This window comes from Allobosea vaviloviae, assembly GCF_001298265.1.
In the GTDB taxonomy this organism is placed as follows: Bacteria; Pseudomonadota; Alphaproteobacteria; order Rhizobiales; family Beijerinckiaceae; genus Allobosea; species Allobosea vaviloviae_B.
This window is the reverse complement of record NZ_LGSZ01000048.1, coordinates 256274-277420: the sequence shown is the minus strand read 5'-3', so window position 1 is coordinate 277420 and position 21147 is coordinate 256274. Positions and strand designations below refer to the sequence as shown.

General features: G+C 68.5%; 20 protein-coding genes. 5 read left to right on the top strand and 15 right to left on the bottom strand.

Annotated features, from left to right (window positions below; all coding sequences use genetic code 11):
• The first annotated feature begins 25 nt into the window (after positions 1–25).
• From xylF to AE618_RS17445, 3 genes are all read left to right on the top strand, one after another.
• Positions 26–1075 carry a D-xylose ABC transporter substrate-binding protein gene (gene xylF / locus AE618_RS17455; RefSeq protein WP_054210503.1) on the top strand — a complete coding sequence of 350 codons (1050 nt, stop codon included), beginning with the start codon at positions 26–28 and terminating at the stop codon, positions 1073–1075.
• A gap of 40 nt (positions 1076–1115) precedes the next feature.
• The gene (locus AE618_RS17450) at positions 1116–2384 is read left to right on the top strand and encodes a sugar ABC transporter permease (RefSeq protein WP_432704512.1); all 1269 of its coding nucleotides are present in this window, start codon (positions 1116–1118) and stop codon (positions 2382–2384) included.
• A 170-nt stretch (positions 2385–2554) separates the two neighbouring features.
• Positions 2555–3334, top strand: a complete 780-nt coding sequence (locus tag AE618_RS17445; RefSeq protein ID WP_054210324.1) for an ATP-binding cassette domain-containing protein — start codon at positions 2555–2557, stop codon at positions 3332–3334.
• Between the two features lie 118 nt (positions 3335–3452).
• Here the strand turns inward: AE618_RS17445 and AE618_RS17440 are convergent, their stop codons facing one another.
• The 10 genes from AE618_RS17440 to AE618_RS17395 form a co-directional block, all read right to left on the bottom strand.
• On the bottom strand, positions 3453–4817 hold the full coding sequence (locus tag AE618_RS17440; protein ID WP_054210323.1) for an esterase-like activity of phytase family protein: 1365 nt from the start codon (positions 4815–4817) through the stop codon (positions 3453–3455).
• A gap of 120 nt (positions 4818–4937) precedes the next feature.
• Positions 4938–5882, bottom strand: coding sequence for a 2-hydroxyacid dehydrogenase (locus tag AE618_RS17435; protein ID WP_054210322.1), 945 nt, complete (start codon positions 5880–5882; stop codon positions 4938–4940).
• Positions 5879–7207, bottom strand: coding sequence for a thymidine phosphorylase (gene deoA / locus AE618_RS17430; protein WP_054210321.1), 1329 nt, complete (start codon positions 7205–7207; stop codon positions 5879–5881). The genes AE618_RS17435 and deoA overlap by 4 nt, the downstream gene beginning before the upstream one ends.
• 1 nt (position 7208) lies before the next feature.
• Complete coding sequence (deoC, locus tag AE618_RS17425; RefSeq protein WP_054210320.1) at positions 7209–7967, bottom strand: deoxyribose-phosphate aldolase; 759 nt, start codon at positions 7965–7967, stop codon at positions 7209–7211.
• 5 nt (positions 7968–7972) lie between these two features.
• Positions 7973–8782 carry a purine-nucleoside phosphorylase gene (locus AE618_RS17420; protein WP_054210319.1) on the bottom strand — a complete coding sequence of 270 codons (810 nt, stop codon included), beginning with the start codon at positions 8780–8782 and terminating at the stop codon, positions 7973–7975.
• Between the two features lie 106 nt (positions 8783–8888).
• Positions 8889–9308, bottom strand: coding sequence for a cytidine deaminase (locus AE618_RS17415; protein ID WP_054210318.1), 420 nt, complete (start codon positions 9306–9308; stop codon positions 8889–8891).
• 5 nt (positions 9309–9313) lie between these two features.
• The gene (locus AE618_RS17410; RefSeq protein ID WP_054210317.1) at positions 9314–10291 is read right to left on the bottom strand and encodes an ABC transporter permease; all 978 of its coding nucleotides are present in this window, start codon (positions 10289–10291) and stop codon (positions 9314–9316) included.
• 160 nt (positions 10292–10451) lie between these two features.
• Entirely contained in the window at positions 10452–11552 is a 1101-nt protein-coding gene (locus AE618_RS17405; protein WP_054210316.1) for an ABC transporter permease, read from the bottom strand.
• Between the two features lie 202 nt (positions 11553–11754).
• Positions 11755–13284 carry an ABC transporter ATP-binding protein gene (locus tag AE618_RS17400; protein WP_054210502.1) on the bottom strand — a complete coding sequence of 510 codons (1530 nt, stop codon included), beginning with the start codon at positions 13282–13284 and terminating at the stop codon, positions 11755–11757.
• 130 nt (positions 13285–13414) lie between these two features.
• Positions 13415–14410 carry a BMP family lipoprotein gene (locus AE618_RS17395; protein WP_432704511.1) on the bottom strand — a complete coding sequence of 332 codons (996 nt, stop codon included), beginning with the start codon at positions 14408–14410 and terminating at the stop codon, positions 13415–13417.
• Between the two features lie 176 nt (positions 14411–14586).
• Here AE618_RS17395 and AE618_RS17390 point away from each other — a divergent pair, with 176 nt between their 5' ends.
• Complete coding sequence (locus tag AE618_RS17390; RefSeq protein ID WP_054210315.1) at positions 14587–15366, top strand: HesA/MoeB/ThiF family protein; 780 nt, start codon at positions 14587–14589, stop codon at positions 15364–15366.
• A 27-nt stretch (positions 15367–15393) separates the two neighbouring features.
• Here AE618_RS17390 and gshB read toward each other — a convergent pair whose 3' ends face one another.
• The 3 genes from gshB to rsmI all read right to left on the bottom strand — a co-directional run bounded on the left by gshB (position 15394) and on the right by rsmI (position 17737).
• A complete protein-coding gene (gene gshB / locus AE618_RS17385; RefSeq protein ID WP_054210314.1) occupies positions 15394–16344 on the bottom strand; it encodes a glutathione synthase in 951 nt (316 codons plus the stop codon).
• A gap of 86 nt (positions 16345–16430) precedes the next feature.
• The gene (locus AE618_RS17380; protein ID WP_054210313.1) at positions 16431–16826 is read right to left on the bottom strand and encodes a YraN family protein; all 396 of its coding nucleotides are present in this window, start codon (positions 16824–16826) and stop codon (positions 16431–16433) included.
• Complete coding sequence (gene rsmI, locus AE618_RS17375; RefSeq protein WP_054210312.1) at positions 16823–17737, bottom strand: 16S rRNA (cytidine(1402)-2'-O)-methyltransferase; 915 nt, start codon at positions 17735–17737, stop codon at positions 16823–16825. The genes AE618_RS17380 and rsmI overlap by 4 nt, the downstream gene beginning before the upstream one ends.
• A gap of 191 nt (positions 17738–17928) precedes the next feature.
• On the opposite strand from rsmI, the gene AE618_RS17370 reads away from it, so the two are divergent.
• The gene (locus AE618_RS17370; protein WP_248310920.1) at positions 17929–19137 is read left to right on the top strand and encodes a penicillin-binding protein activator; all 1209 of its coding nucleotides are present in this window, start codon (positions 17929–17931) and stop codon (positions 19135–19137) included.
• Between the two features lie 116 nt (positions 19138–19253).
• On the opposite strand, the gene hemW is transcribed toward AE618_RS17370, so the two are convergent.
• Positions 19254–20456 (bottom strand): radical SAM family heme chaperone HemW, encoded by a 1203-nt coding sequence (hemW, locus tag AE618_RS17365; protein ID WP_432704509.1) that lies wholly within the window; start codon positions 20454–20456, stop codon positions 19254–19256.
• Positions 20453–21088 (bottom strand): RdgB/HAM1 family non-canonical purine NTP pyrophosphatase, encoded by a 636-nt coding sequence (gene rdgB / locus AE618_RS17360; protein ID WP_054210311.1) that lies wholly within the window; start codon positions 21086–21088, stop codon positions 20453–20455. The genes hemW and rdgB overlap by 4 nt, the downstream gene beginning before the upstream one ends.
• Positions 21089–21147 lie beyond the last annotated feature (59 nt).

The window sequence follows — 21147 nt, the reverse complement described above, 5'->3', positions numbered from 1 at the left end:
TCGGAAGGAAATGCGGGAGATCGCCATGTTCAGACAGATATTGCTTGCCGCCGGCGTCGCCTTGGCGGCATCGGCTGTTTCGTTGCCGGTGCTGGCACAGGCCAAGGGGCCGATCATCGGCGTGAGCTGGTCGAACTTCCAGGAAGAGCGCTGGAAGACCGACGAGGCCGCGATCAAGGCCGCGATCGAGAAGGTCGGCGGCACCTATCTCTCCGCTGATGCGCAGTCGTCGCCGGCCAAGCAGCTCACCGATGTCGAGAGCCTGATCGCGCGCGGCGCCAAGGCGCTGATCGTGCTGGCGCAGGATGCGCAGGCGATCCGGCCCGCCGTCCAGAAAGCGGTCGACGAGGGCATCGCGGTCGTCGGCTATGACCGGCTGATCGAGATTCCGCAGGCCTTCTACCTGACCTTCGACAACGTCGAGGTCGGCCGCATGATGGCGCGCGAGATCGTCAAGGCGAAGCCGGAGGGCAACTACGTCTTCATCAAGGGCTCGTCGGCCGATCCCAATGCCGGCTTCCTCTACCAGGGCTCGGTCGAGGTGCTGAAGGCGGCACTCGATGGCGGCAAGATCAAGAATGTCGGCGAGGCCTCGACCGATGGCTGGCTGCCGGCCAACGCCCAGAAGAACATGGAACAGATCCTGACGCGCAATGCCAACAAGGTCGATGCCGTCATCGCTGCCAATGACGGCACGGCCGGCGGCGCCATCGCCGCCATGGCGGCGCAGGGCCTTGCCGGCTCGGTGCCTGTCTCCGGGCAGGACGCCGATCGCGCCGCGCTGAACCGCATCGCGCTCGGCACCCAGACGGTGACGATCTGGAAGGATGCGCGCGAACTCGGGCGCACCGCCGCCGAGATCGCGATCAAGCTCGCCGGCGGCGCCAAGCTGACCGAGGTCGCCGGTGCGGCAAGCTGGAATCAGGGCCCGGCCAAGCAGGCGATGACGGCCTTGTTCCTGAAGCCCGTGCCGGTGACGCAGGACAATCTCAAACTTGTCATCGATGCTGGCTGGGCGCCGAAATCGGTCGTCTGCCAGGGCGTCGCGGCCGGCAAGGTCAAGGCCTGTGACTGAGGCGCCCGCGCCGGCGACGTCGGCGCAGGGTGGCGAGGCTGTGAGCGGCAAGGGCCTTGCCGATCATCTGCGCGAGATCGAGTTCGATCCGCGCATGATCGGCATGGTTGCCGCGCTGGCGGTGATCTGGCTCGGCTTCGACGGGCTGTCCGGCGGCGCCTTCCTGACCCCGCGCAACCTCTGGAACCTGCTGGTCCAGTCGGCCTCCATCTCGGTGATGGCCTGCGGCATGGTGCTGGTCATCGTCACCCGCAACATCGACCTCTCGGTCGGCTCGATGCTTGGCTTCGTCGGCATGGTCGTCGGGCTGATCCAGGTCCGGTTGCTGCCGGAACTCTGGGGCTTCGAGCACCCCGCGACCTGGATCGTCAGCCTGGTTGCGGCGGTTGCGCTCGGCGGCGTCATCGGCCTGCTCCAGGGCGCGCTGATCGCCTGGCTCGCCATCCCCTCCTTCATCGTCACGTTGGGCGGGCTTCTGGTCTGGCGCGGCGCCGCTTGGTGGGTAACGCAGGGCCAGACCGTCGCGCCGATGGATTCGCGCTTCCGCCCGCTCGGCGGCGGCATCGAGGGTGCGATCGGCACCAGTGCCTCCTGGGCGATCGGCCTTGTGATCTGCGCCATCATCGCCGTGGGGAGCGTGGTCGCGCGCCGCCGGCGCCGTCGTTTCGGCTTCTCACTGCGCCCGCTCTGGGCCGATCTCGTCATCGCGGCGCTGGGCTGCGGCATCGTCGTCGCGACCGTCATGGTCGCCAACGCCTATGCGCTGCCGGCCGGCATCGCGCGCCGCCTGACCGAGGCGCGCGGGCAGGTCTGGCCCGAGGGCGGGCTCGTGATCGGCCATGGCCTGGCCGTGCCGGTGTTGCTGGCGCTGGCGGTCGGCGTCGCCATCACCTTCCTGGCGACGCGGCTGCGCTTCGGCCGCTATGTCTTCGCCATCGGCGGCAACCCTGAGGCGGCGCAGTTGTCCGGCGTCAACACCCGCAAGGTGGTGATGCTGGTGTACGGGCTGATGGGCGCGCTCGTCGGCATTTCCGCCTGCATCGCCACCGCGCGGCTGAACGCGGCGACGAACTCCGCCGGCGCGCTCGACGAGCTCTATGTCATCGCAGCCGCCGTCATCGGCGGCACGTCGCTGGCTGGCGGCGTCGGCACCATCGCCGGCGCGATGCTGGGCGCGCTGGTGATGCAGTCGCTGCAATCGGGCATGGTGCTGATCGGCGTCGACACGCCGTTGCAGAACATCGTCGTCGGCCTCGTGCTGGTGGTCGCGGTCTGGCTCGACGGTCTCTACCGCAAGCGGCTGGGGTGAGGGATGGTCGCGGGAAATGCTGCTGTCATTCCGGGGCTCGCGAAGCGAGATCCCGGAACCCACGACGGGGTGAGACTTCGAATGCAGCCCCGTCGACTGCGCGCGCCCGGTCGTGGCTTCCGGGTTCGCCGCTGCGCGCCGCCCCGGAATGACAACGGAGGAGCCCTCCAATGGACATGACCAGCCCCCTCGTCGAGATGCGCGACATCTCGATCGCCTTCGGTGGCATCAAGGCGGTCGACGCGGTCAGCGTCGATCTTCATCCTGGCGAGGTCGTCGGCCTGCTCGGGCATAACGGGGCCGGCAAATCGACTCTGATCAAGATCCTGTCGGGTGCCTACCGGGCCGATTCCGGGGAGATCCGCGTCAATGGCGAGCCGGTCTCGATCGCAAGCCCGCGCGACGCCAAGCGCCATGGCATCGAGACGATCTACCAGACGCTGGCGCTCGCCGACAATGTCGATGCCGCCGCCAATATCTTCCTCGGGCGCGAACTGCTGACGCCCTGGCGCACGCTCGACGATTCGACCATGGAGGCCGAGACCCGCAAGGTGATGGGCCGGCTCAATCCGCATTTCCGCCGCTTCAAGGAGCCGGTCAAGGCGCTTTCGGGCGGCCAGCGCCAGTCGGTGGCGATCGCGCGCGCGATCTATTTCAATGCCCGCGTGCTGATCATGGACGAGCCGACGGCGGCTCTCGGCCCCGCCGAGACGAAGCAGGTCGCCGAGCTGATCCTTGAGCTGAAGCGCCAGGGCATCGGCATCTTCCTGATCAGCCACGATCTCCACGACGTTTTCGATCTCGCCGACCGCGTCAGCGTGATGAAGAACGGCCGCGTCGTGGGGACGGCCGCGACGAGCGACGTCACTCAGGACGAGGTGCTGGGCATGATCATTTCGGGGAAATGCCCGGCCGGGGCGGTGCCCGGGCCGGGAGCGTTGCGGGGGTAGGGGAAGGGAACCGTCATGCTCGGGCTTGACCCGAGCATCTCGGAAACCAGTTCGCTGGTCCTGATATTCTCGGGTCTGCGCTTCGCACCGCCCGAGAATGACGGCGCTTTGCCACGCCTCACTTGGCGTCGAGCAGGTCCTTCACCGAGAGCAGCACCAACTCGTTGTCGTCGGCCTTCTTCGGGTCGCGCGAGGAGGAGAAGGGCAGGTTGTTGTCGTTGCCGACGACGATGATGCCGTTGGCGCGATCGACGACATCGACGTTCTCGATGGTGAAGAACGGGAAGGGCAGCACGCCGTCGATCGCACCCTGGCGGGCCTTCTTGTCGGGGTCGGCGATCTTCATCAGGTCGATATAGCCGATCTTGCGGACCGACTTGCCGACATTGGCATCGGTCATCTCGATCTTCACGATGCGCTTGAACTTGGCGAGGTCGTGGAAGCAGTCCGGGCCGCGCTGGCCAGCGGCGCAGGCCTTGTCGGCGGTGCCTTCGCCGTTGTCTCTTTCGATGATGAGCGCTGTGGTTGCGTCGATCATGTTGAAGTCGCCGATCGCGTTGACCTTGTTCTCCAGCGGGAAGAACCAGGAGCGGCCGGTCCACTTCTCGGCGGCGACGTCGAATTCGAGGATGCGCAGCGCGTCCTTGCCGTCGACCTGCTCATTGGCCTTGGTCTCGGTGTTCCAGAGCGGGCCTTCCAGCAGCGGGTAGAGGAAGCGGCCGTCCGGCGACTGCGCCATGCCCTCATAGCCCTTGGAGCGGCGGGCGGTGAACGGCACCGGCAGGGCAGCGTCGGGCGCGCCCGGCGTGGTCACGGCGTAGTGGTCGGGCGAGCGCACCGGCTTGCCGTCGACCATCGTCTCGAACACGGCCTCGACCTTGCCGGTCGCATCGACGCGGATGAGATAAGGGCCGAATTCCTCGCCGATCCAGTATTTCCCGCCGATCGGCTGGATCGATTCCGGGTCGAAATCGGCACCGGTCAGATAGCGCTTCTCGGTGCCCTCATGGACGATGCGGAACGGCACCTTCTTGTCGGGGTCGTGCAGGAAGGTGGTGGAAAGCCGCTCGATCGCGCCGGTCGCGAAATCCGCCTTGAGGCGGTGGAAGAACAGCGCCGCGTCAGGCGAATTGGCCTTGGAGCCGAAGCCGTTGTCGGTCAGCACCAGGAACTCGCTGTTTCCCAGCGAGCGGATGCCGGAGAAGCCCTGAACCGGCTGGCCCTGGAAGGGCGTCGACAGGCCGGTCGGACGGCCACCGGACGTTCCCATCACGCTGCCCACCGCCTCGACGCGCTTGCCCGGGGTGACGAACTTGCCGGAGATCTTGAGGTCGGCGGGGGCGTCTGCGGGAGCGGCGACCATGGTGTTGGCCGGCAGGATCGCCTGGCCGACGAGCTTGGCCGGGAATTCCTTCTGCGCGTCCTGCGCGCCGGCGAGGATGGTGGAGGACAGCAGCATGGCTGCGATCAGGGGAAGACGCATGGGACGCTCCGGGCTTGAGGGGGGACGATGGTCCCCCTCGATTGGCCGCGCCGGACTTCAGCGCGACGACGGTTCCGTGACGGCCCCATGACGCCAGGCCCGGCTCACCCCAGGCCCGGTTCAATACCCCCGTGCGGGATCGACGACATGCTCCAGCGGTTCACCGGCTTCGAGCCGCCTGATCTGGGCCGAGATCAGCGTCGCCACCGCTTCCGGTTCGGACATCGCCGCGTTGTGCGGTGTCACGGTGACGGCCGGATGGGTCCAGAGCCGCGACTCAGCCGGGAGCGGCTCAGTCTCGAACACGTCGAGCGTCGCGCCCTTCAGCGTTCCCGCGTCGAGCGCCGCCAGGATATCGGCCTCGACCTGAAGGCCGCCGCGTCCGGCATTGACCAGGAACGGCCCGCCGAGCCGGCCATCCTGGGCGAGGCCGGCCAGCAGCGTGGCGTTGATCGTGCCGCGCGTCTCGGGAGTCAGCGGCAGCAGGCTGACCAGGATGTCGGTGCGGGCGAGGAAGGGCGCCATCCCCTCGGAGCCCGAAAAGCTCGCCAGGCCGTCGATGGCCTTGGGCGACCGGCTCCAGCCGGCAACATCGAAGCCCATCACCTTGAGTTTGTGGACGGCGTCCTGGCCGAGTTCCCCCAGCCCCATCACGCCGACGCGCACCGAGCGCGCCGCCGGCTGGTTGCGGTCGTCGTCCCAGCTCTTCTGCGGCTGCTGAGCATCGTAGCGGCGCTGCTGGCGCAGGATCATCAGGCAGTGCAGCACGATGTATTCGCTCATCCGCGTCGTCAGGTCGGGATCGACCACGCGCGCGATCGGCACGTCGGGCAGGCGCGTATCGGCGAAGAGGTGATCGACCCCGGCGCCGAGCGAAAACACCGCCGCGAGGTTGGGCAGGCCGGCGAGACTGCCCTCCGGATGCTTCCAGCTCGCGACATAATGCACCGAGCGTCGGTCGAAGGGTTCTCCGAGCGTCACGATCGGCATATCCGGCAGCAACGCCTTGAAGCGCGCGCGCCAATCCTCGACATGCCAGCCGGTCATTGCCAGAAGCAGGCTCATCGTTGCGAACTCTCCGTGATGCGTTCCGCGATCAGGCGACCGCGCTGTGGAATACCCTCGCCCACGCGATAGGCATCGCGCAAGCGCGCCTCCGCCCGGGCGAAGCCGGCCTCGTCGCGGGCATGGACGATGCCGAGCGGGCGGTCGGGGCCGACCGCGCCCCCCAGTTCCGCGAGTGCGACGATGCCGACGGCATGGTCGATCGCGTCCTGAGGTCGCGTCCGGCCGCCGCCGAGCGCGACGACGGCCTGGCCGACGCCGCGGGTGTCGATGGACTGGATCGTGCCCGCGGACGCGGTGAAGACAGGCCTCGCGATCGGAGCGGCGGCGAGATGCTTGTCCGGTCGCTCCAGCAGGTCGGCCGGTCCGCCGAGCGCCGCGATCATGCGGGCAAAACGTTCGGCTGCGGCCCCGCTGGCGAAGGCGGCTTCGATCTTCGCCCTCGCCTCGTCGATATCGGCGGCGAGGCGTCCGAGCAGCAGCATCTCGGCGGCCAGCGCCACCGTGACCTCGTGAAAGCGCGGCTCGCGCCGCTTCCCCGTCAGGTGGTCGACGGCGTAGGCGACTTCGAGCGCGTTGCCGGCGGCGCTCGCCAGCGGCTCGTCCATGTCGGTCATCAGCGCCGTCGTCGGCAGGCCGGCACCATTAGCGACGCCGACCAGCGCATCGGCCAGCGCGCGCGCCTTGGCATAATCCGGCAGGAAGGCGCCCGAGCCGTATTTCACGTCCATGGCGAGCCCGTGCAGCCCCGCCGCCAGCTTCTTCGACAGGATCGAGGCGGTGATCAGCGGGATCGTCTCGACCGTCGCGGTGACGTCGCGGATCGCGTAGAGCCGCTTGTCGGCGGGCGCGAGATCGGCGGTCTGGCCGATGATGGCGCAGCCCTCGCTCCGCACGACCTTGCGGAACAGGTCGTTGTCCGGTTGCGTGACATATCCCGGCACGGAATCGAGCTTGTCGAGCGTGCCGCCGGTATGGCCTAAGCCCCGTCCCGAGATCATCGGGACGTAACCGCCGCAGGCCGCGACCGCTGCCGCCAGCGGCAGGCTCACCGTGTCGCCGACGCCGCCGGTGGAATGCTTGTCGAGCGCCGGGCCGGGCAGATCGTCCCAGTTCAGCACCGTGCCGGAATCACGCATCGACAGCGTCAGCGCGACGCGCTCCTTCACGGTCATGTCGCGGAAGAACACCGCCATGGCGAAGGCCGCCGCCTGTCCCTCGCTGACCGAGTGGTCGGCGATGCCGGCGACGATCTGGCGGATGTCGGCATCGGGCAGCTCGCCCCCGTCGCGCTTGGCGGCGATGATTTCCTGCGTCAGCTTCATCTCAATAGGGTCCGCTCGCCTGTCCCGCCGCTCCGCCGGCGATGACATCGGCCAGCACCTGATGCAAGCCGCTCGCGCCGAAACGGAAGGTCTCAGGCCTGGCCCAGCCCGGCCCCTTGATGGCGTCGGCGAGCCCGAGATAGGCGGCCGCATCGGCGAGCGTGCGAATGCCGCCCGAGGGCTTCAGCCCGACCGGGCGATCCGCCTTCGCGATGACCTCCAGCATGGTCCGCACTGCTTCCGGGCTTGCCGAGCGCGCCGTCTTGCCGGTCGAGGTCTTGATGAAATCCGCCCCGGCCGCGATGGCGAGTTCGGAGGCACCTCGGACGGCGTCGAGATCGGGATACTCGCCGGTTTCGAGGATGACCTTGAGCGCCTTGCCCTCGCAGGCCTGCCTCACGGCGCGCACCATGGCCTCGGCCCCCGCCTCGTCGCCGGCCAGATAGGCGCGCCAGGGCAGGACCAGATCGATCTCGTCGGCGCCGTCGGCGAGCGCGGCCTGCGTCTCAGCCAGCACTTCGGCGCCCGTCGCTTCGCCCTGTGGAAAATTCACGACCGTCGCGATTCTGACCGGACTGTTGCCGAGGATCGCCCGCGCCTGCGCCACGAATCGCGGCCAGATGCAGATCGCGGCGACCGGGCCAGGCGTGGAGACCGCCTTGGCGCAGAGCGCGGCGAGGCCGGCCGCGTCGGCAGTATCCGACAGCTCCGTCAGATCGAGCAGCGCCAGCGCGCGGGCGGCGAGGGAGGCATTGGACATGGCGCTCAAAGCTCTCTCACAAAGGAGCGCAGCAGCCGGGCGAGATCGATGGCGGCGGCGCTCGCGACGTCCTTGGTTTCATCGTGATGCGGCGCGCCGCCATGCAGGCCGGCGCCCATATTGGTGACGACCGACAGCGCCGCGACCTTGATCTCGAAGCGCCGTGCCAGGATCACCTCGGGCACGGTCGACATCCCCACGAGATCGGCGCCCATCACCTGCGCCATGCGGATCTCGGCCGGCGTCTCGAAGCTAGGGCCGGAGAACCACATATAGACGCCTTCGCCCAGAGACAGCCCCTCGGCCGTCGCGGCGCGCCCCAGACCCGCCCGCAGCGCCGGATCATAGGCATCGACCATCGGCACGAAGCGGCCGTCGCCGCCATCGCCGACGAGGGGGTTGGGGCCGTTGAAATTGATGTGGTCGGTGATGACAGCCATGCTGCCGGGCGGCATCTCAGGCTTCAGCGAGCCGGCCGCATTGGTCAGGATCAGCGGCGGCGAGCCGAGCGCCTGGAGCATGCCGAGCGGCACCCGCATCACGGCCGCGTCGCCACCCTCATAGAAATGCGCCCGGCCCTGGAAGATCAGCACGGTCTTGTCCGCGAGCCGGCCAATGCAGAGCTGCCGCGCATGGCCTGAGACGCCACCCGCCGGAAAGCCGGGGATCGCGGCATAGGGAATGCGGATCGCATCCTCGAGCTGGTCGGCGAGCCCGCCGAGCCCTGTGCCGAGCACGATCGCGCAATCGATCGCAGCCGTCGCGCCGTGGTCGCGGACGGTTCGGGCGGCTTCAGTGAAGGCGGTGTCGGTCATGTGAATTGTCCAGCCTGCGGCCCTGTTCAAAACGCCGCATCATCCCGGGTGTCCCTACGGTCGTCCGGGATGACCAAATCCGCGTCGCTGATGCAAGGTCGGCCCATCACCGGCGCAAATTGTCCGGTCCGAAGGAGGCTGGCAACAGCTCGGCCAGCGAAAACATCTGCCGGACTCCATCCGGGCCGGCGACGGCCACAGGCGTTTCCGGCGAGGCGAATTCGCGGATGCGCTGGCGGCAGGCGCCGCAGGGCGTGACCAGAGCCTCGCCATCGCCGAGCACCAGGATCGCCGCGATGCGCCGGCCCCCGCCCGCGACCATCGCCGAGATCGCGCCCTGCTCGGCGCAGCTTCCGGATGGATAGGCGGCGTTCTCGACATTGCAGCCGGGATACACGGCGCCGTCATCGGCCAAAATCGCGGCGCCGACCTTGAAGTTGGAGTAGGGCGCATAGGCGAGGCTCTGAACCCTCGCGGCAGCCGCGAACAGCGCCTCGAAATCGATCTCGGGCTGGCCCGCACGCATCGCGCTCAACGCTCCTTCACATAGGGCAGACCGGCGGCCTTGGGCGGCGTCGACCTGCCGATGAAGCCGGCGAGCAGGATCACCGTCATCAGATAGGGCAGGGCCTGGATCGCCTGAACCGGAACCTGCCCGATGCCCGGCAGCGCCACCCCCTGCAGCCGGATCGCGACCGCGTCGAGCAGGCCGAACAGCAGGCAGGCCCAGAGCGCCTGCCAGGGCCGCCAATTCGCGAAGATCACCGCTGCGAGCGCGATGAAGCCCTTGCCGGCGGTCATATGCGGCAGAAAGCCGGCCGATTGCGAGACGGCGAGATAAGTCCCGCCCAGCCCGCAAAGAGCCCCGCAGATGATGACCGCGCCATAGCGCAGCCCGGCGACCGAGATACCGGCAGTATCGACCGCCGCCGGATTTTCGCCGACGGCGCGCAGGCGCAGGCCGAAGCGCGTATGCTTGAGAACCACCGCCGTCAGAACGAGCGCCAACACCGCGAGATAGGCCGGCGCCGACTGGCCGGAGACGACCTCGTCATAGACCAGGCCGAGCGCCGGAACCTGCTCCCGTGCGGCGGCGGCGAAGGGCAGGGTGATCTCGCCGAAGCGTGCCGCCCCTTCGAGCGTCGGGGTGCGCCCGCCCTGGCCATACCAGGCATTGCCGAGGATCACCGTCAGCCCGCCCGCCAGCATGTTGATGGCGACGCCCGACACGATCTGGTTGCCGCGCCAGGTGATCGCGGCAAAGCCATGGACCAGCGACAGCGCGATCGATGCCAGAATGCCCGCCGCCAGCCCGGCCCAGGCAGAGCCGCACTGTGCGGCGATGACGGCCGAGGCGAAGGCCGCGATCAGCATCTTGCCCTCGAGGCCGATATCGACGACGCCGGCCCGCTCCGACCAGAGCCCCGCCAGCGCGGCGCAAAGCAGTGGCACCGACAGCCGGATGGCGGAATCGAGGATGACGGCGAAGGTCTGCACCGCTTCGATCATCGGTAGTCCCACCTTGTCATTCCGGGGCTTCGCGCAGCGAAGAGCCCGGAACCCACTACTGGGTGAGCCCGATCGTTCCCGCGTCTGCAGGGCTCGCCCGGTCGTGGGTTCCGGGTTCGGCCCTGCGGGCCGCCCCGGAATGACAGGACGGGTCGTGCGCTCATGCCGACCGCCCGATCCGCAGGATGCTCGCCACCACCCGCCGGAACAGCCCGTCGAGCGCGCCGGCGAACAGGATGATGACGCCGCCGATTACGACCACCATGTCGCGCGTGATGCTCGGCTTGTCGAAGGAGAGCTCGGCTCCGCCCTGGTAGAGCACGCCGAAGAGCAGCGCCGCCAGCGCCACGCCGACCGGATGGCCGCGCCCCATCAGCGCCACCGCGATGCCGACGAACCCGTAGCCGGCGGTGAAATCGAGCAGCAGCCGGTGCTGCACGCCCATCACCTCATTGACCGCGAGCCCGCCCGCGAGCGCGCCCGAGATCGCCATCGCCACCATGGTGATGCGGGCCGGCGAGATGCCGGCATAGGCCGCGGCCCGGGGATTGGCGCCGACGGTGCGGATCGCATAGCCCAGTCGCGAGCGGAAGATCAGCGCCCAGACCGCGACGAGCGCGGCCAGCGCCAACAGGAAGGCACTGTTCAGCGGCGTCGCCGGCAGCTTCACGCCAAGCGGCGCGAGCAGCGTGTGCATCGGCATCAGGATGGCGTGCGAGGCGAACTCCTTCGTCTCAGGCAGCATCGAGCCGGGCTTCCCGATCACCTCGACCAGCAGATACACGCTGAGCGTCGCCGCCAGGAAATTGAACATGATCGTGGTGATGACGACGTGGCTGCCGCGCGTCGCCTGCAGCCAACCGGGGATCAGGCCGTAGAGCGCGCCGCCTCCGGCCGCCGCGAGAACCGCGAGCGGCACCAGCAGAAAACCCGGCAGCGTCGCGAGCGACAGGCAGGCCAGCGCGGCGAAGACGCCGGCGATCGTGGCCTGCCCCTCGCCGCCGATGTTGAACAGCCCGGCATGGAACGCGACCGCGACCGCCAGGCCCGTGAAGATGAAGTTCGTGGTGTAGTAGAGCGTGAAGCCGATGCCCTCGGCCGAGCCGAGCGCGCCGCGCAGGAGCAGCGCGGTCGCTTCCAGCGGGCTCTCGCCGATGCCCAGCACGACGAGCCCCGCAATCACGAGCGCCGCCGCGACGCTGACCAGCGGCACGAGCGCGGTGTCGGCCCAGCGCGGCAGTTCGATGGGGGCGGCGCTCATCGTGCGGCCCTCGAAGGCAAAGCGCGGGGAACCCTCTCCCGTAGGGAGAGGGCAGGGTGAGGGGTCGGCCCCTCGACCAGCGAGACGGAAACCTGCCCGCTGCTTGATTCAAGCCAACGATGTCTGGCCGACACCTCACCCCTGCCCCTCTCCTTACAGGAGAGGGGTTCCCCGCGCCCCATCGATCCAGCAATAGCGCTCCTCACGCCGCTTCCCCTGTCACGCCTGCCATCAGCAGCCCGAGATCGCGCTCGTCGGCCTCGCCCGCCAGCCGCTCGCCGGTGATGCGCCCGCCGCACATCGCCAGAATCCGGTCCGACAGCGCCATCACCTCCTCGAGCTCGACCGAGACGAGCAGGATCGCGACGCCCGCATCGCGCAGGCCGATCAGCCGGCGGTGGATGAACTCGATCGCGCCGATATCGACGCCGCGCGTCGGCTGGCCGACGAGCAGCACCTTCGGGGCCCGCTCGATCTCGCGGGCAAGCACGATCTTCTGCTGGTTTCCGCCGGAGAATTTCGCGGTCTTGAGGTCAGGGTCCGGTGGGCGCACGTCATAGGCGGCAAAGGTCTCGCGCGCCCGCGCCGAAATCGTCGTGGGGGAGAGGAAGGGGCCGGGGCCGAGCGCCGGATCGTCCTGATAGCCCAGGATGGTGTTCTCGGCGGCCGGGAAGGCCGTGACGAGCCCGCTCCGCAACCGGTCCTCCGGGACATGCATCAACCCGAGCTTGCGCAGCCGCGCCGGGTTGCGGTCCGCGCCGGTCAGGACCTCGCCGTTCAGCCTGACGACGCCCCGCGAGGGCTGCGCCAGTCCGGCCAGAACCTCGAGCAGCTCGCTCTGGCCATTGCCGGCGACGCCCGCGATGCCGACGATCTCGCCTGCATGCAGCGTCAGGTTGACGCCGGTCAGGAGCGCGACGCCGCGCGCATCGACCAGGTCGAGCCCGATCGCCTCCAGCACCTTGGCCCCGCGCGGCCGCTGCGCCTTCTCGACCCGCAGCAGGACCCGGCGGCCGACCATCGCCTCGGCGAGTTCCGGCGGAGAGGTCTCGCGCGTCGCCAGATGCGCGACCATCTCGCCACGCCGCATCACCGAGACCCTGTCCGTCACCTCCATGATCTCGCGCAGCTTGTGCGTGATCAGGATCACGGTCTTGCCCTGGTCCCGCAGCGCCCGCAGCAGCGAGAAGAGCTGGTCGGCTTCCGGCGGGGTCAGAACGGCGGTGGGTTCGTCCAGGATCAGGATCTGCGCGCCGCGATAGAGCGCCTTCAGGATTTCGACGCGCTGCTGCAGCCCGACCGACAGCTCGCCGACGATGGCGTCGGGGTCGATCGCGAGGCCGTAATCCTGCGCCAGCCGCGTCAGTTCGGCCCGCGCGCGCGTCACGCCGCCGCCGAGCCAGGCGCCGCCCTCCGCTCCGAGGATGACGTTCTCGACCACGCTGAGCGTCTCCACCAGCATGAAATGCTGGTGGACCATGCCGATGCCGGCCGCGATCGCATCCGCCGGTGTGCGGATGCGGCAGGGCTTGCCACTGAGCGCGATCTCGCCGGAATCAGCCTCGTAGAAGCCGTAGAGGATCGACATCAGCGTCGATTTCCCCGCGCCGTTCTCGCCGACGATGCCGTGGATCGAGCCGGCCGCGACCGACAGCGACACGTCCCGGTTGGCCTGGACCGAACCGAAGCGCTTGGAGATGCCGGTGAGGGAAATGGCGGGGGCGGATGCCATCATGATGCGGAAGCGTGAGACCAGAGCGTCATGCTCGGGCCTGACCCGAGCATCTCTTGCCGGAGATTCTCGGGTCTTCGCTTCGCTGCGCCCGAGAATGACGGCCTGTCGTCGAGCGACGCTTGCCTCCTCAGATCGTGCACTTCGAATCCGACATGTAGTCGTGGACCTTGACCGCGCCCGAGATGATGTCGGCGCGGGCCTTGTCGGCGGCGGCCTTCATCTCGGGGGTGACCAGGCCCTTGTTGGCGTCGTCGAGCGCCCAGCCGACGCCGTCCTCCTTGAGGCCGAGCACCGAGATGCCCGGCTTCCAGGCGCCGTCACGCGCCGCCTTGAAGGAGGTGTAGGCGGCGACGTCGACGCGCTTGAGCATCGAGGTCAGCACCTTGCCCGGCTGCAGGCCGTTCTGGTTGGAATCGACGCCGATGCCGAGCTTGCCGGCATCGGCCGCCGCGCGCAGCACGCCGATGCCGGTGCCGCCGGCAGCGTGGTAGATCACGTCGGCGCCACGGTCGATCTGCGACTTGGCGAGCTCGCCGCCCTTGACCGGGTCGTTCCAGGCGGCGGGCGTCGATCCGGTCATGTTCTGGAAGATCTCGGCGTCCTTCTTGGCGGCCTTGACGCCCTGGATGTAGCCGCAGGCGAACTTCCGGATCAGCGGGATGTCCATGCCGCCGACGAAGCCGACCTTGTTGGTCTTCGAGGCGAGTCCGGCCAGGAGCCCGACGAGATAGGAGCCCTCATGCTCCTTGAACACGACCGACTGAACATTCGGCAGGTCGACCACCATGTCGATGATGGTGAACTTCAAATTGGGGAACTCGGCGGCGACCTTCTGCAGCGCGGTCGCCTGGGAGAAGCCCACCGCGATGATCGGCGAGTGGCCGTCGCGGGCAAAGCGCCGCAGCGCCTGCTCGATCTGGGCATCGTTTGTCGGCTCGAAATCGCGGAACTCGACGCCGGTCTCGGCCTTGAACTTCTCGGCGCCGATGAAGACGCCCTCGTTGAAGGACTTGTCGAACTTGCCGCCCTTGTCATAGACGACCGCGGGCTTGATCGCCGTCTGCGCCATCGCCGCGACAGCCGAGAGAGCGACGCCGGCCAGCGCCAGCGCGAGCGATTTCAAACGCATGGAAACGATCCCCTGTTGGATAACGGGCTTTGGACCCAGCCCTTCTTGGCCGACACGATGGCATGGCTTGGCGGCGTGGCCAAGCCGGCCAACGGAGCCGGCGACAAAGCATCACAGGCGTAGCCGCACGACGATTGCCCAAGGCGCGCGATGGGCTTAACCCTTCGCGCATGAGCCTGAACGACGACGAGGTCGAACGCTATGCGCGCCATCTGGTGCTGCCGGAGATCGGCGGCCCCGGCCAGCAGAAGCTCAAGCGCGCGCGGGTGCTGGTGGTGGGGGCCGGCGGGCTCGGCGCGCCGCTGATCCAGTATCTCGCAGCCGCCGGTGTCGGCCATATCGGCATCGTCGACGACGACACCGTTTCGCTCTCGAACCTGCAGCGCCAGACGATCTATGGCACGGACGATATCGGCGCCCACAAGGCCGTCGCCGCGGCAGCCTTCGTCAAGCGGCTCAATCCGCATATTGTGGTCGAGGAGCACGTCACCCGCATCGACCCGCACAATGCCCGGGCGCTGATCGCCTTCTACGATGTGGTCGCCGAGGGCTCGGACAATTTCGCGACGCGCTATGCCGTCTCGGATGCCTGCTTCCATGAGCGCAAGCCGCTCGTGATGGCCGCGCTCGGGCGCTTCGACGGCTCGCTGACGACGATCCGGGCGCATGAAACCGGCCCCGACGGCCGCCCGAACCCGACCTGGCGCTGCCTCTTCCCCGACGTGCCGCCATCCGGCACGGTGCCGACCTGCGCGGAGGCTGGCATCCTTGGCGCGCTGCCCGGCGTCATGGGCTCGCTGATGGCACTCGAAGTCATCCGCGCGATCACCGGCTTCGGCGAGCCGCTCGTCGGCCGGCTGCTGCTCGTCGATGCCCTGACGATGCGCTTCGAGACGATGCGCTATGGCTGGGACGAGGAGAACAGTCTGAACGGTTCGGCGGCCCGATAGCCGGTCCGTCGTGGCGCGCCGCCGGCCTCAGCCGCGATGGGCGACCTTGGCCTCGATCACATCGAAGAGCTGCGCCGCGAGGTCCGGCCCGCCGAGCTTCTTGATCGCGCGCACGCCGGTCGGCGCGGTGACGTTGATCTCGGTCAGCTTGCCGTGGATCACGTCGATGCCGACGAGCAGCAGGCCGCGCTCGCGCAGAGCCGGGCCGATCGCCTCGCAAATCTCGAGTTCCTTGGCCGAGAGATCGGTCGGTCGGGCTGCGCCGCCGCGCACCATGTTGGCGCGCAGATCGCCCACCGCCGGCACACGGTTGACCGCGCCCGCCGCCTTGCCGTCGATCAGGATGATGCGCTTGTCGCCCTCCGAGATCTCCTTGATGTAGGCCTGCACCACCCAGGGCTCGCGAAAGAGATTGGCGAAGAGATCGTAGAGCGAGCCGAAATTCGGGTCGTCCTTGCTGGTCTTGAACACGGTCGCGCCGCCATGGCCATAGAGCGGCTTCATGACGATTTCGCCGAACTCGTCGCGGAAGGCCTCGATCTCGGCCTTGTCGCGGGTGATCAGCGTCGGCGGCATCAGCTCGGGAAAATGCGTGACGAAGATCTTCTCGGGCGCATTGCGGACATGGAAGGGGTCGTTGACCACCAGCGTCTTGGGATGGATGCGCTCCAGCATATGCGTGGTCGAGACATAGGCCATGTCGAAGGGCGGATCCTGCCGCAGCAGCACGACGTCCATCGTCGAGAGATCGGTCCTGACCTCTGCGCCGGCGGTGAAATGGTCGCCCTCGACGTCGCGCACCGTCACCGGGCGGATCGGCGCCGTGACCTTGCCGTCCCGAATCGACAGCTTGTCGGGCGTGTAGGTGAACAGCGTATGCCCGCGCGCCTGTGCCTCCAGCATCAGCGCGAAGCCGGTATCGCCGGCGACCCGGAGGCGCTCGATCGGGTCCATCTGGATGGCGACGGTGAGAGTCATGGTTTCCGCTCCGATGAGACGAACGACGTCGAGTGCGCGTCCTTATCGGATGACGCGGCCTGCATCGGCAAGTGGCGTGCCTTGCGTCACAAGACAAGCTCGAACACATCAGGCACATGGCGCGGCCAGCGGCGAGGCGCGAGGAACACGGCGTCGGCGCGCAGAATGTGGTCCATCGCCCAGGGGTTTTGTGCCAGCCACTGGCGGATGCGGGCCTCGACGAGGCGGCGCTTGTCGGGCGTGATCGCGATCATCGCCTCGTCCATCGTTCCGCGCGCCTTCACCTCGACGAAGGCGACCGTGCGTCCCCGCTTCACGATCAGGTCAATTTCGCCACCCTTGCCGCCGAAGCGCCGGGCCAGCAAACGGTAGCCCTTTGCCGCGAGCCAGAGAATCGCCAGCCATTCCGAGCGTGCGCCGGTGATGCCGGAGCGACGGGCCCGCCGGCTGCGCAGCTCACTGCGCTCGCGCTGGAGGCTCAAGGCTCCTCGCGGGTCAGTTCCAGCGCGCGCGCATAGACCTTGCGGCGCGGCTGCCCGGTTTCGGCGGCGACCTGCGCCACCGCCTCCTTCAGCGAGACCTGCGCCAAAGCGGCGCGCAGACGCTCCTCGATCACGTCGCCGGCCGGGGTCAGCTCCTCCGCACCGGGCGGGCCGATGATCACCACGATCTCGCCGCGCGCCTCTTCCTCGCCGTCGTAATGCGCCGCGAGCACCGAGAGCGGGCCACGCTGCACGTTCTCGTAGAACTTCGTCAGCTCGCGCGCGACTGCACCCGGTCGTTCACCCAGCACGCCGGCGGCGTCGGACAGCATCTCGGCCAGGCGCCGCGGCGATTCGAAGAAGACCAGCGTGCCGGGAATGGCGGCGAGTTCGGTCAGCCGCCCGCGCCGCGCCGCAGCCTTGGGCGGCAGGAAACCCTCGAAGAAGAAGCGGTCGGTCGGCAAGCCCGCCAGCACCAGCGCCGCCAGCACGGCAGAGGGACCGGGAATGCCTGTCACCGGCAACCCTTCAGCCACCAGCTCGGCGACGAGCTTGTAGCCGGGGTCGGAGACCAGCGGCGTGCCGGCATCCGAGATCAGTGCCAGCTTGCCGCCCTCGCGCAGCTTGGCGAGGATTTTCGGCCGCATCTGCTCGGCATTGTGCTCGTGATAGGGGTAGAGCGGCGTCGAGATGCCGTAATGCGCCAGCAGCGTCTTCGAGGTGCGGGTATCCTCGGCCAGCACCGCATCGGCTGCCGCCAGCGTCGCCAGCGCCCGAAACGAAATGTCTCTGAGATTGCCGATCGGCGTCGCAACGATGTGCAGGCCCGGAGCGAGCGGCTCTGCTTCCGCCCTGAGCCCGAAGGCGGTGTAGCTCGGTGCGCGCGGCGCAGGCGTGGGTGAGGTCGACATCTGCGCGAACCTGCCACAAGCGCTCCGCCCGCGCCATCGGCCGCGAGTGGGCTTGGCGTCCTTCCGCGAGCGCAACACAGAGTTAACAACTTGAAAATACGATGCCGCACTGGCAGGAGTCTCCCAATGGTCGGGGGACTGCATCGCCGAAGCGGCTTGCCGCCGTCCGGCACAAGATCTGGAGATCGCCCGTGTTGCGTCATCGGCTCCTTGCACCGGCTCTTCGGCGAAGCGCCGCTTCGCTGGTCGCCATCGCCTGCCTGGCGCTCGCAGCCTGTAGCGGCGGTCCCTCCGGATTGCCCGGCTTCGACAGCCCCGCCGCGCAGACGCAGCCTGCGGAGAGCACCGGCCAGACCATCGGCACCGGCAAGGTCAAGGTCGGCCTGATCCTGCCTCTCACGGCGGAAGGGCAGGGCGCTGTCGTCGGCAATTCGCTGCGCAACGCGGCCGAGATGGCGCTGGCCGAATTCCCCAATGCCGACCTGACATTGCTGGTCAAGGATGATCGCGGCACGCCCGAAGGCGCCCAGGCCGCGGCGCAGGAGGCCCTGCGCGAGGGGGCCGAACTGATCATCGGGCCGCTCTTCGCGCCCTCCGTCCAGGCCGCCGGACAGGTCGCGCGCGGCGCCAACCGACCGGTCATCGCCTTCTCCAGCGATACCAATGCCGCCGGGCGCGGCGTCTATCTTCTGTCCTTCCCGCCCGAGAACGACGTCAACCGCGTCATCGCCTATGCCTCGCAGCAGGGCCGCAAATCCTTCGCCGGGATGGTGCCCGACACCGCCTATGGCAAGGTGGTCGAGGCCGCCTTCCAGCAGGCCGTCGCCGCGCGCGGCGGCCGCGTCGTCGCGATCGAGCGCTTCTCCGCGGATCAGGCCGCGATGCGCGCCTCCGCGGCGCGACTGACGCCGGCTCTTCAGCAGGCCGATGCGCTCTTCGTCCCGGCCGCCGCCGACACCATGCCGGCCCTCGGCCTCGCCTTGCAGCAGGCCGGCTACGATCCGACCAAGGTCAAGCCGCTCGGCACCGGTGTCTGGAACGACGCCAATGTCGCGCGCGTCCCGGCGATCCAGGGCGGCTGGTTCGCCTCGCCCGACACCGCCGGCTTCAACGCCTTCGCTGGACGCTATCAGGCGCGCTTCAACAGCGCCCCCACGCGCACCGCGACGCTGGCCTATGACGCGGTGTCGCTCTCGGCCGCGCTCGCACGCACGCAAGGGTCGCAGCGCTTCTCGGAAGCCGTGCTGACCAATGCCTCGGGCTTTGCGGGCGCCGACGGCGTCTTCCGCTTCCGCCCCGACGGCCAGATCGACCGGGGCCTGGCCGTGCTCGAACTGCGCAACGGCCAGATCGTCACGATCAACGCCGCGCCGCGCGATCTCGGGCCGCGGACGCAGTGATCCGACGTCATGCTCGGGCTTGACCCGAGCATCTCCTGACCAAAAGGCTGCTGCATCTCATTTGGCGGGAGATTCTCGGGTCTGCGCTTCGCTTCGCCCGAGAATGACGGTGCTGGCTACGCCGCCAGATCCGCCACCACCGCATCCAGCAGCAGCGCGCCATCGGGGGTGCAGGCGAGCTTGCCGCCGGGCTTGAAGGTCAAGAGCCCGTCGTCGATCAGGCTGTCGATGCGGGTCTGGCTCAGCGTGCGACCCGACAACGCGGTGAAAACCGCGGGGTCGATGCCCTCGACCAGCCGCAGGCCCATCAGCAGATATTCGTCGCCCTGCGCTTCCAGGCTGAGGCGTTCCTGCTCGACCAGCGCATGCCCTTCCGCCTCGACCCGCTCCAGCCAGATTTCCGGCCGCTTCTCGGTGGACTGCGCCATGCGGCCTTCAGACGTCACGAGGCGGCCATGCGCGCCGGGGCCGACGCCGGCATATTCGCCATAGCGCCAGTAGACGAGGTTGTGGCGGCATTGCGCGCCGGGCCTTGCATGGTTCGAGATCTCGTAGACCGGCAGGCCGTGCTTCTGCGTGATCTCCTGCGTGATCTCGTAGAGCACGGCGCCCGCCTCATGGTCGGGAATCGCGAGCTTGCCCGCTTTGTAGAGGCGCTCGAACATCGTGTCGGGCTCGATGGTCAGCTGGTAGAGCGAGAGATGCTCGGCCGCATGGCTGATCGCCAGTTCGAGCTCGGCCCGCCACAAAGCCGGCGTCTGCGCGGGCGAGCGGGCATAGATCAGGTCGAAGGAGTAGCGCTCGAAATATTTCCGGGCGATCGCGACCGCGTCCAGCGCCTCCTGGGCCGAGTGCATCCGGCCCAGCGCCTTGAGATCGGCGTCGTTGAGGGCCTGTACGCCCAGCGAGACGCGGTTGACCCCGGCCGCGCGGAAATCCGCGAAGCGCCCGGCCTCGACGCTGGTCGGGTTGGCCTCGAGCGAGACCTCGCAATCGGGATCGACCACCCAGAATTCGGCGATCGCATCGAGGATCGCGCCGACGGTCCGCCCCTCCATCAGCGAGGGCGTGCCCCCGCCAAAGAAGATCGAGGAGACTGTGCGCCCTGGCGCAAGCTGCGCGCGATGAGCCAGCTCGCGCCGGAAGGCGGCGATATAGCGCGCCTGGTCGGGCGGTTGCAGCCGAACATGGGAGTTGAAGTCGCAATAGGGGCATTTGGCCAGGCAGAACGGCCAATGCACATAGACGGCAAAGCCCGCCCCTGCGGTCGGATGGTCGGGAACCATCGGCTGCCTGTCGAGGGCGGCGAGCGCGGTCATGCCGGTTTGCGCAGGCAGGCGGCTGCCAGCAGCTTGAAGGCGCGCGCCCGGTGCGAGAGCGCCTCGGCCTGTCCGCTCTTGATGGTCGTGCTCATCTCCGCGAAGGTCTGGTCGTGGCCTTCGGGCTGGAAGATCGGGTTGTAGCCGAAGCCACCCGTGCCGCGTGGCGCGTCGACGATCGTGCCGTAAACCCGGCCCTCGAACAGCTCCTGATGCCCGTCCGGCCAGGCGATCACCAGCGCCGAGACGAAATGCGCCTTGCGCTGTTCAGGAGACGTCGCGCCACGCTTGGCCATTTCGGCCAGCACGCGCGCCATCGCCGGCTTGAAATCCTTGCCCGGCCCGGCCCAGTTGGCCGAGAACAGCCCCGGCGCGCCATCGAGCGCATCGACGCAGATGCCTGAATCGTCGGCCAGCGCCGGCAGCCCGCTCGCCTCGGCCGCCGCCACCGCCTTGATCGCCGCGTTCTCGGAGAACATGTAGCCGGTCTCGTCGGGCTCGGGCAGGCCGAGTTCGCCGGCCGAGACCAGTTCGATCCCGTAAGGCGCCATCAGCTCGCGCATCTCGACAAGCTTGCCCTTGTTATGGGTCGCGATCACGACCTTGCCGGTAAGGAGGCGGTGCTCAATCACTAGTCCAGCCCTTCTTGGCTCGGAAACGCACCGTCATCCCGGGCTTGACCCGGGATCCA

What these genes read in the sequence shown, in the direction of transcription:
- xylF (WP_054210503.1), top strand. Translation starts at nt 26, where the DNA reads ATGTTCAGACAGATATTGCTTGCCGCCGGCGTCGCCTTGGCGGCATCG.
- AE618_RS17445 (WP_054210324.1), top strand. Translation starts at nt 2,555, where the DNA reads ATGGACATGACCAGCCCCCTCGTCGAGATGCGCGACATCTCGATCGCC.
- AE618_RS17440 (WP_054210323.1), bottom strand. Translation starts at nt 4,817, where the DNA reads ATGCGTCTTCCCCTGATCGCAGCCATGCTGCTGTCCTCCACCATCCTC.
- AE618_RS17435 (WP_054210322.1), bottom strand. Translation starts at nt 5,882, where the DNA reads ATGAGCCTGCTTCTGGCAATGACCGGCTGGCATGTCGAGGATTGGCGC.
- deoA (WP_054210321.1), bottom strand. Translation starts at nt 7,207, where the DNA reads ATGAAGCTGACGCAGGAAATCATCGCCGCCAAGCGCGACGGGGGCGAG.
- deoC (WP_054210320.1), bottom strand. Translation starts at nt 7,967, where the DNA reads ATGTCCAATGCCTCCCTCGCCGCCCGCGCGCTGGCGCTGCTCGATCTG.
- AE618_RS17420 (WP_054210319.1), bottom strand. Translation starts at nt 8,782, where the DNA reads ATGACCGACACCGCCTTCACTGAAGCCGCCCGAACCGTCCGCGACCAC.
- AE618_RS17415 (WP_054210318.1), bottom strand. Translation starts at nt 9,308, where the DNA reads ATGCGTGCGGGCCAGCCCGAGATCGATTTCGAGGCGCTGTTCGCGGCT.
- AE618_RS17410 (WP_054210317.1), bottom strand. Translation starts at nt 10,291, where the DNA reads ATGATCGAAGCGGTGCAGACCTTCGCCGTCATCCTCGATTCCGCCATC.
- AE618_RS17405 (WP_054210316.1), bottom strand. Translation starts at nt 11,552, where the DNA reads ATGAGCGCCGCCCCCATCGAACTGCCGCGCTGGGCCGACACCGCGCTC.
- AE618_RS17400 (WP_054210502.1), bottom strand. Translation starts at nt 13,284, where the DNA reads ATGGCATCCGCCCCCGCCATTTCCCTCACCGGCATCTCCAAGCGCTTC.
- AE618_RS17390 (WP_054210315.1), top strand. Translation starts at nt 14,587, where the DNA reads ATGAGCCTGAACGACGACGAGGTCGAACGCTATGCGCGCCATCTGGTG.
- gshB (WP_054210314.1), bottom strand. Translation starts at nt 16,344, where the DNA reads ATGACTCTCACCGTCGCCATCCAGATGGACCCGATCGAGCGCCTCCGG.
- rsmI (WP_054210312.1), bottom strand. Translation starts at nt 17,737, where the DNA reads ATGTCGACCTCACCCACGCCTGCGCCGCGCGCACCGAGCTACACCGCC.
- hemW (WP_432704509.1), bottom strand. Translation starts at nt 20,456, where the DNA reads ATGACCGCGCTCGCCGCCCTCGACAGGCAGCCGATGGTTCCCGACCAT.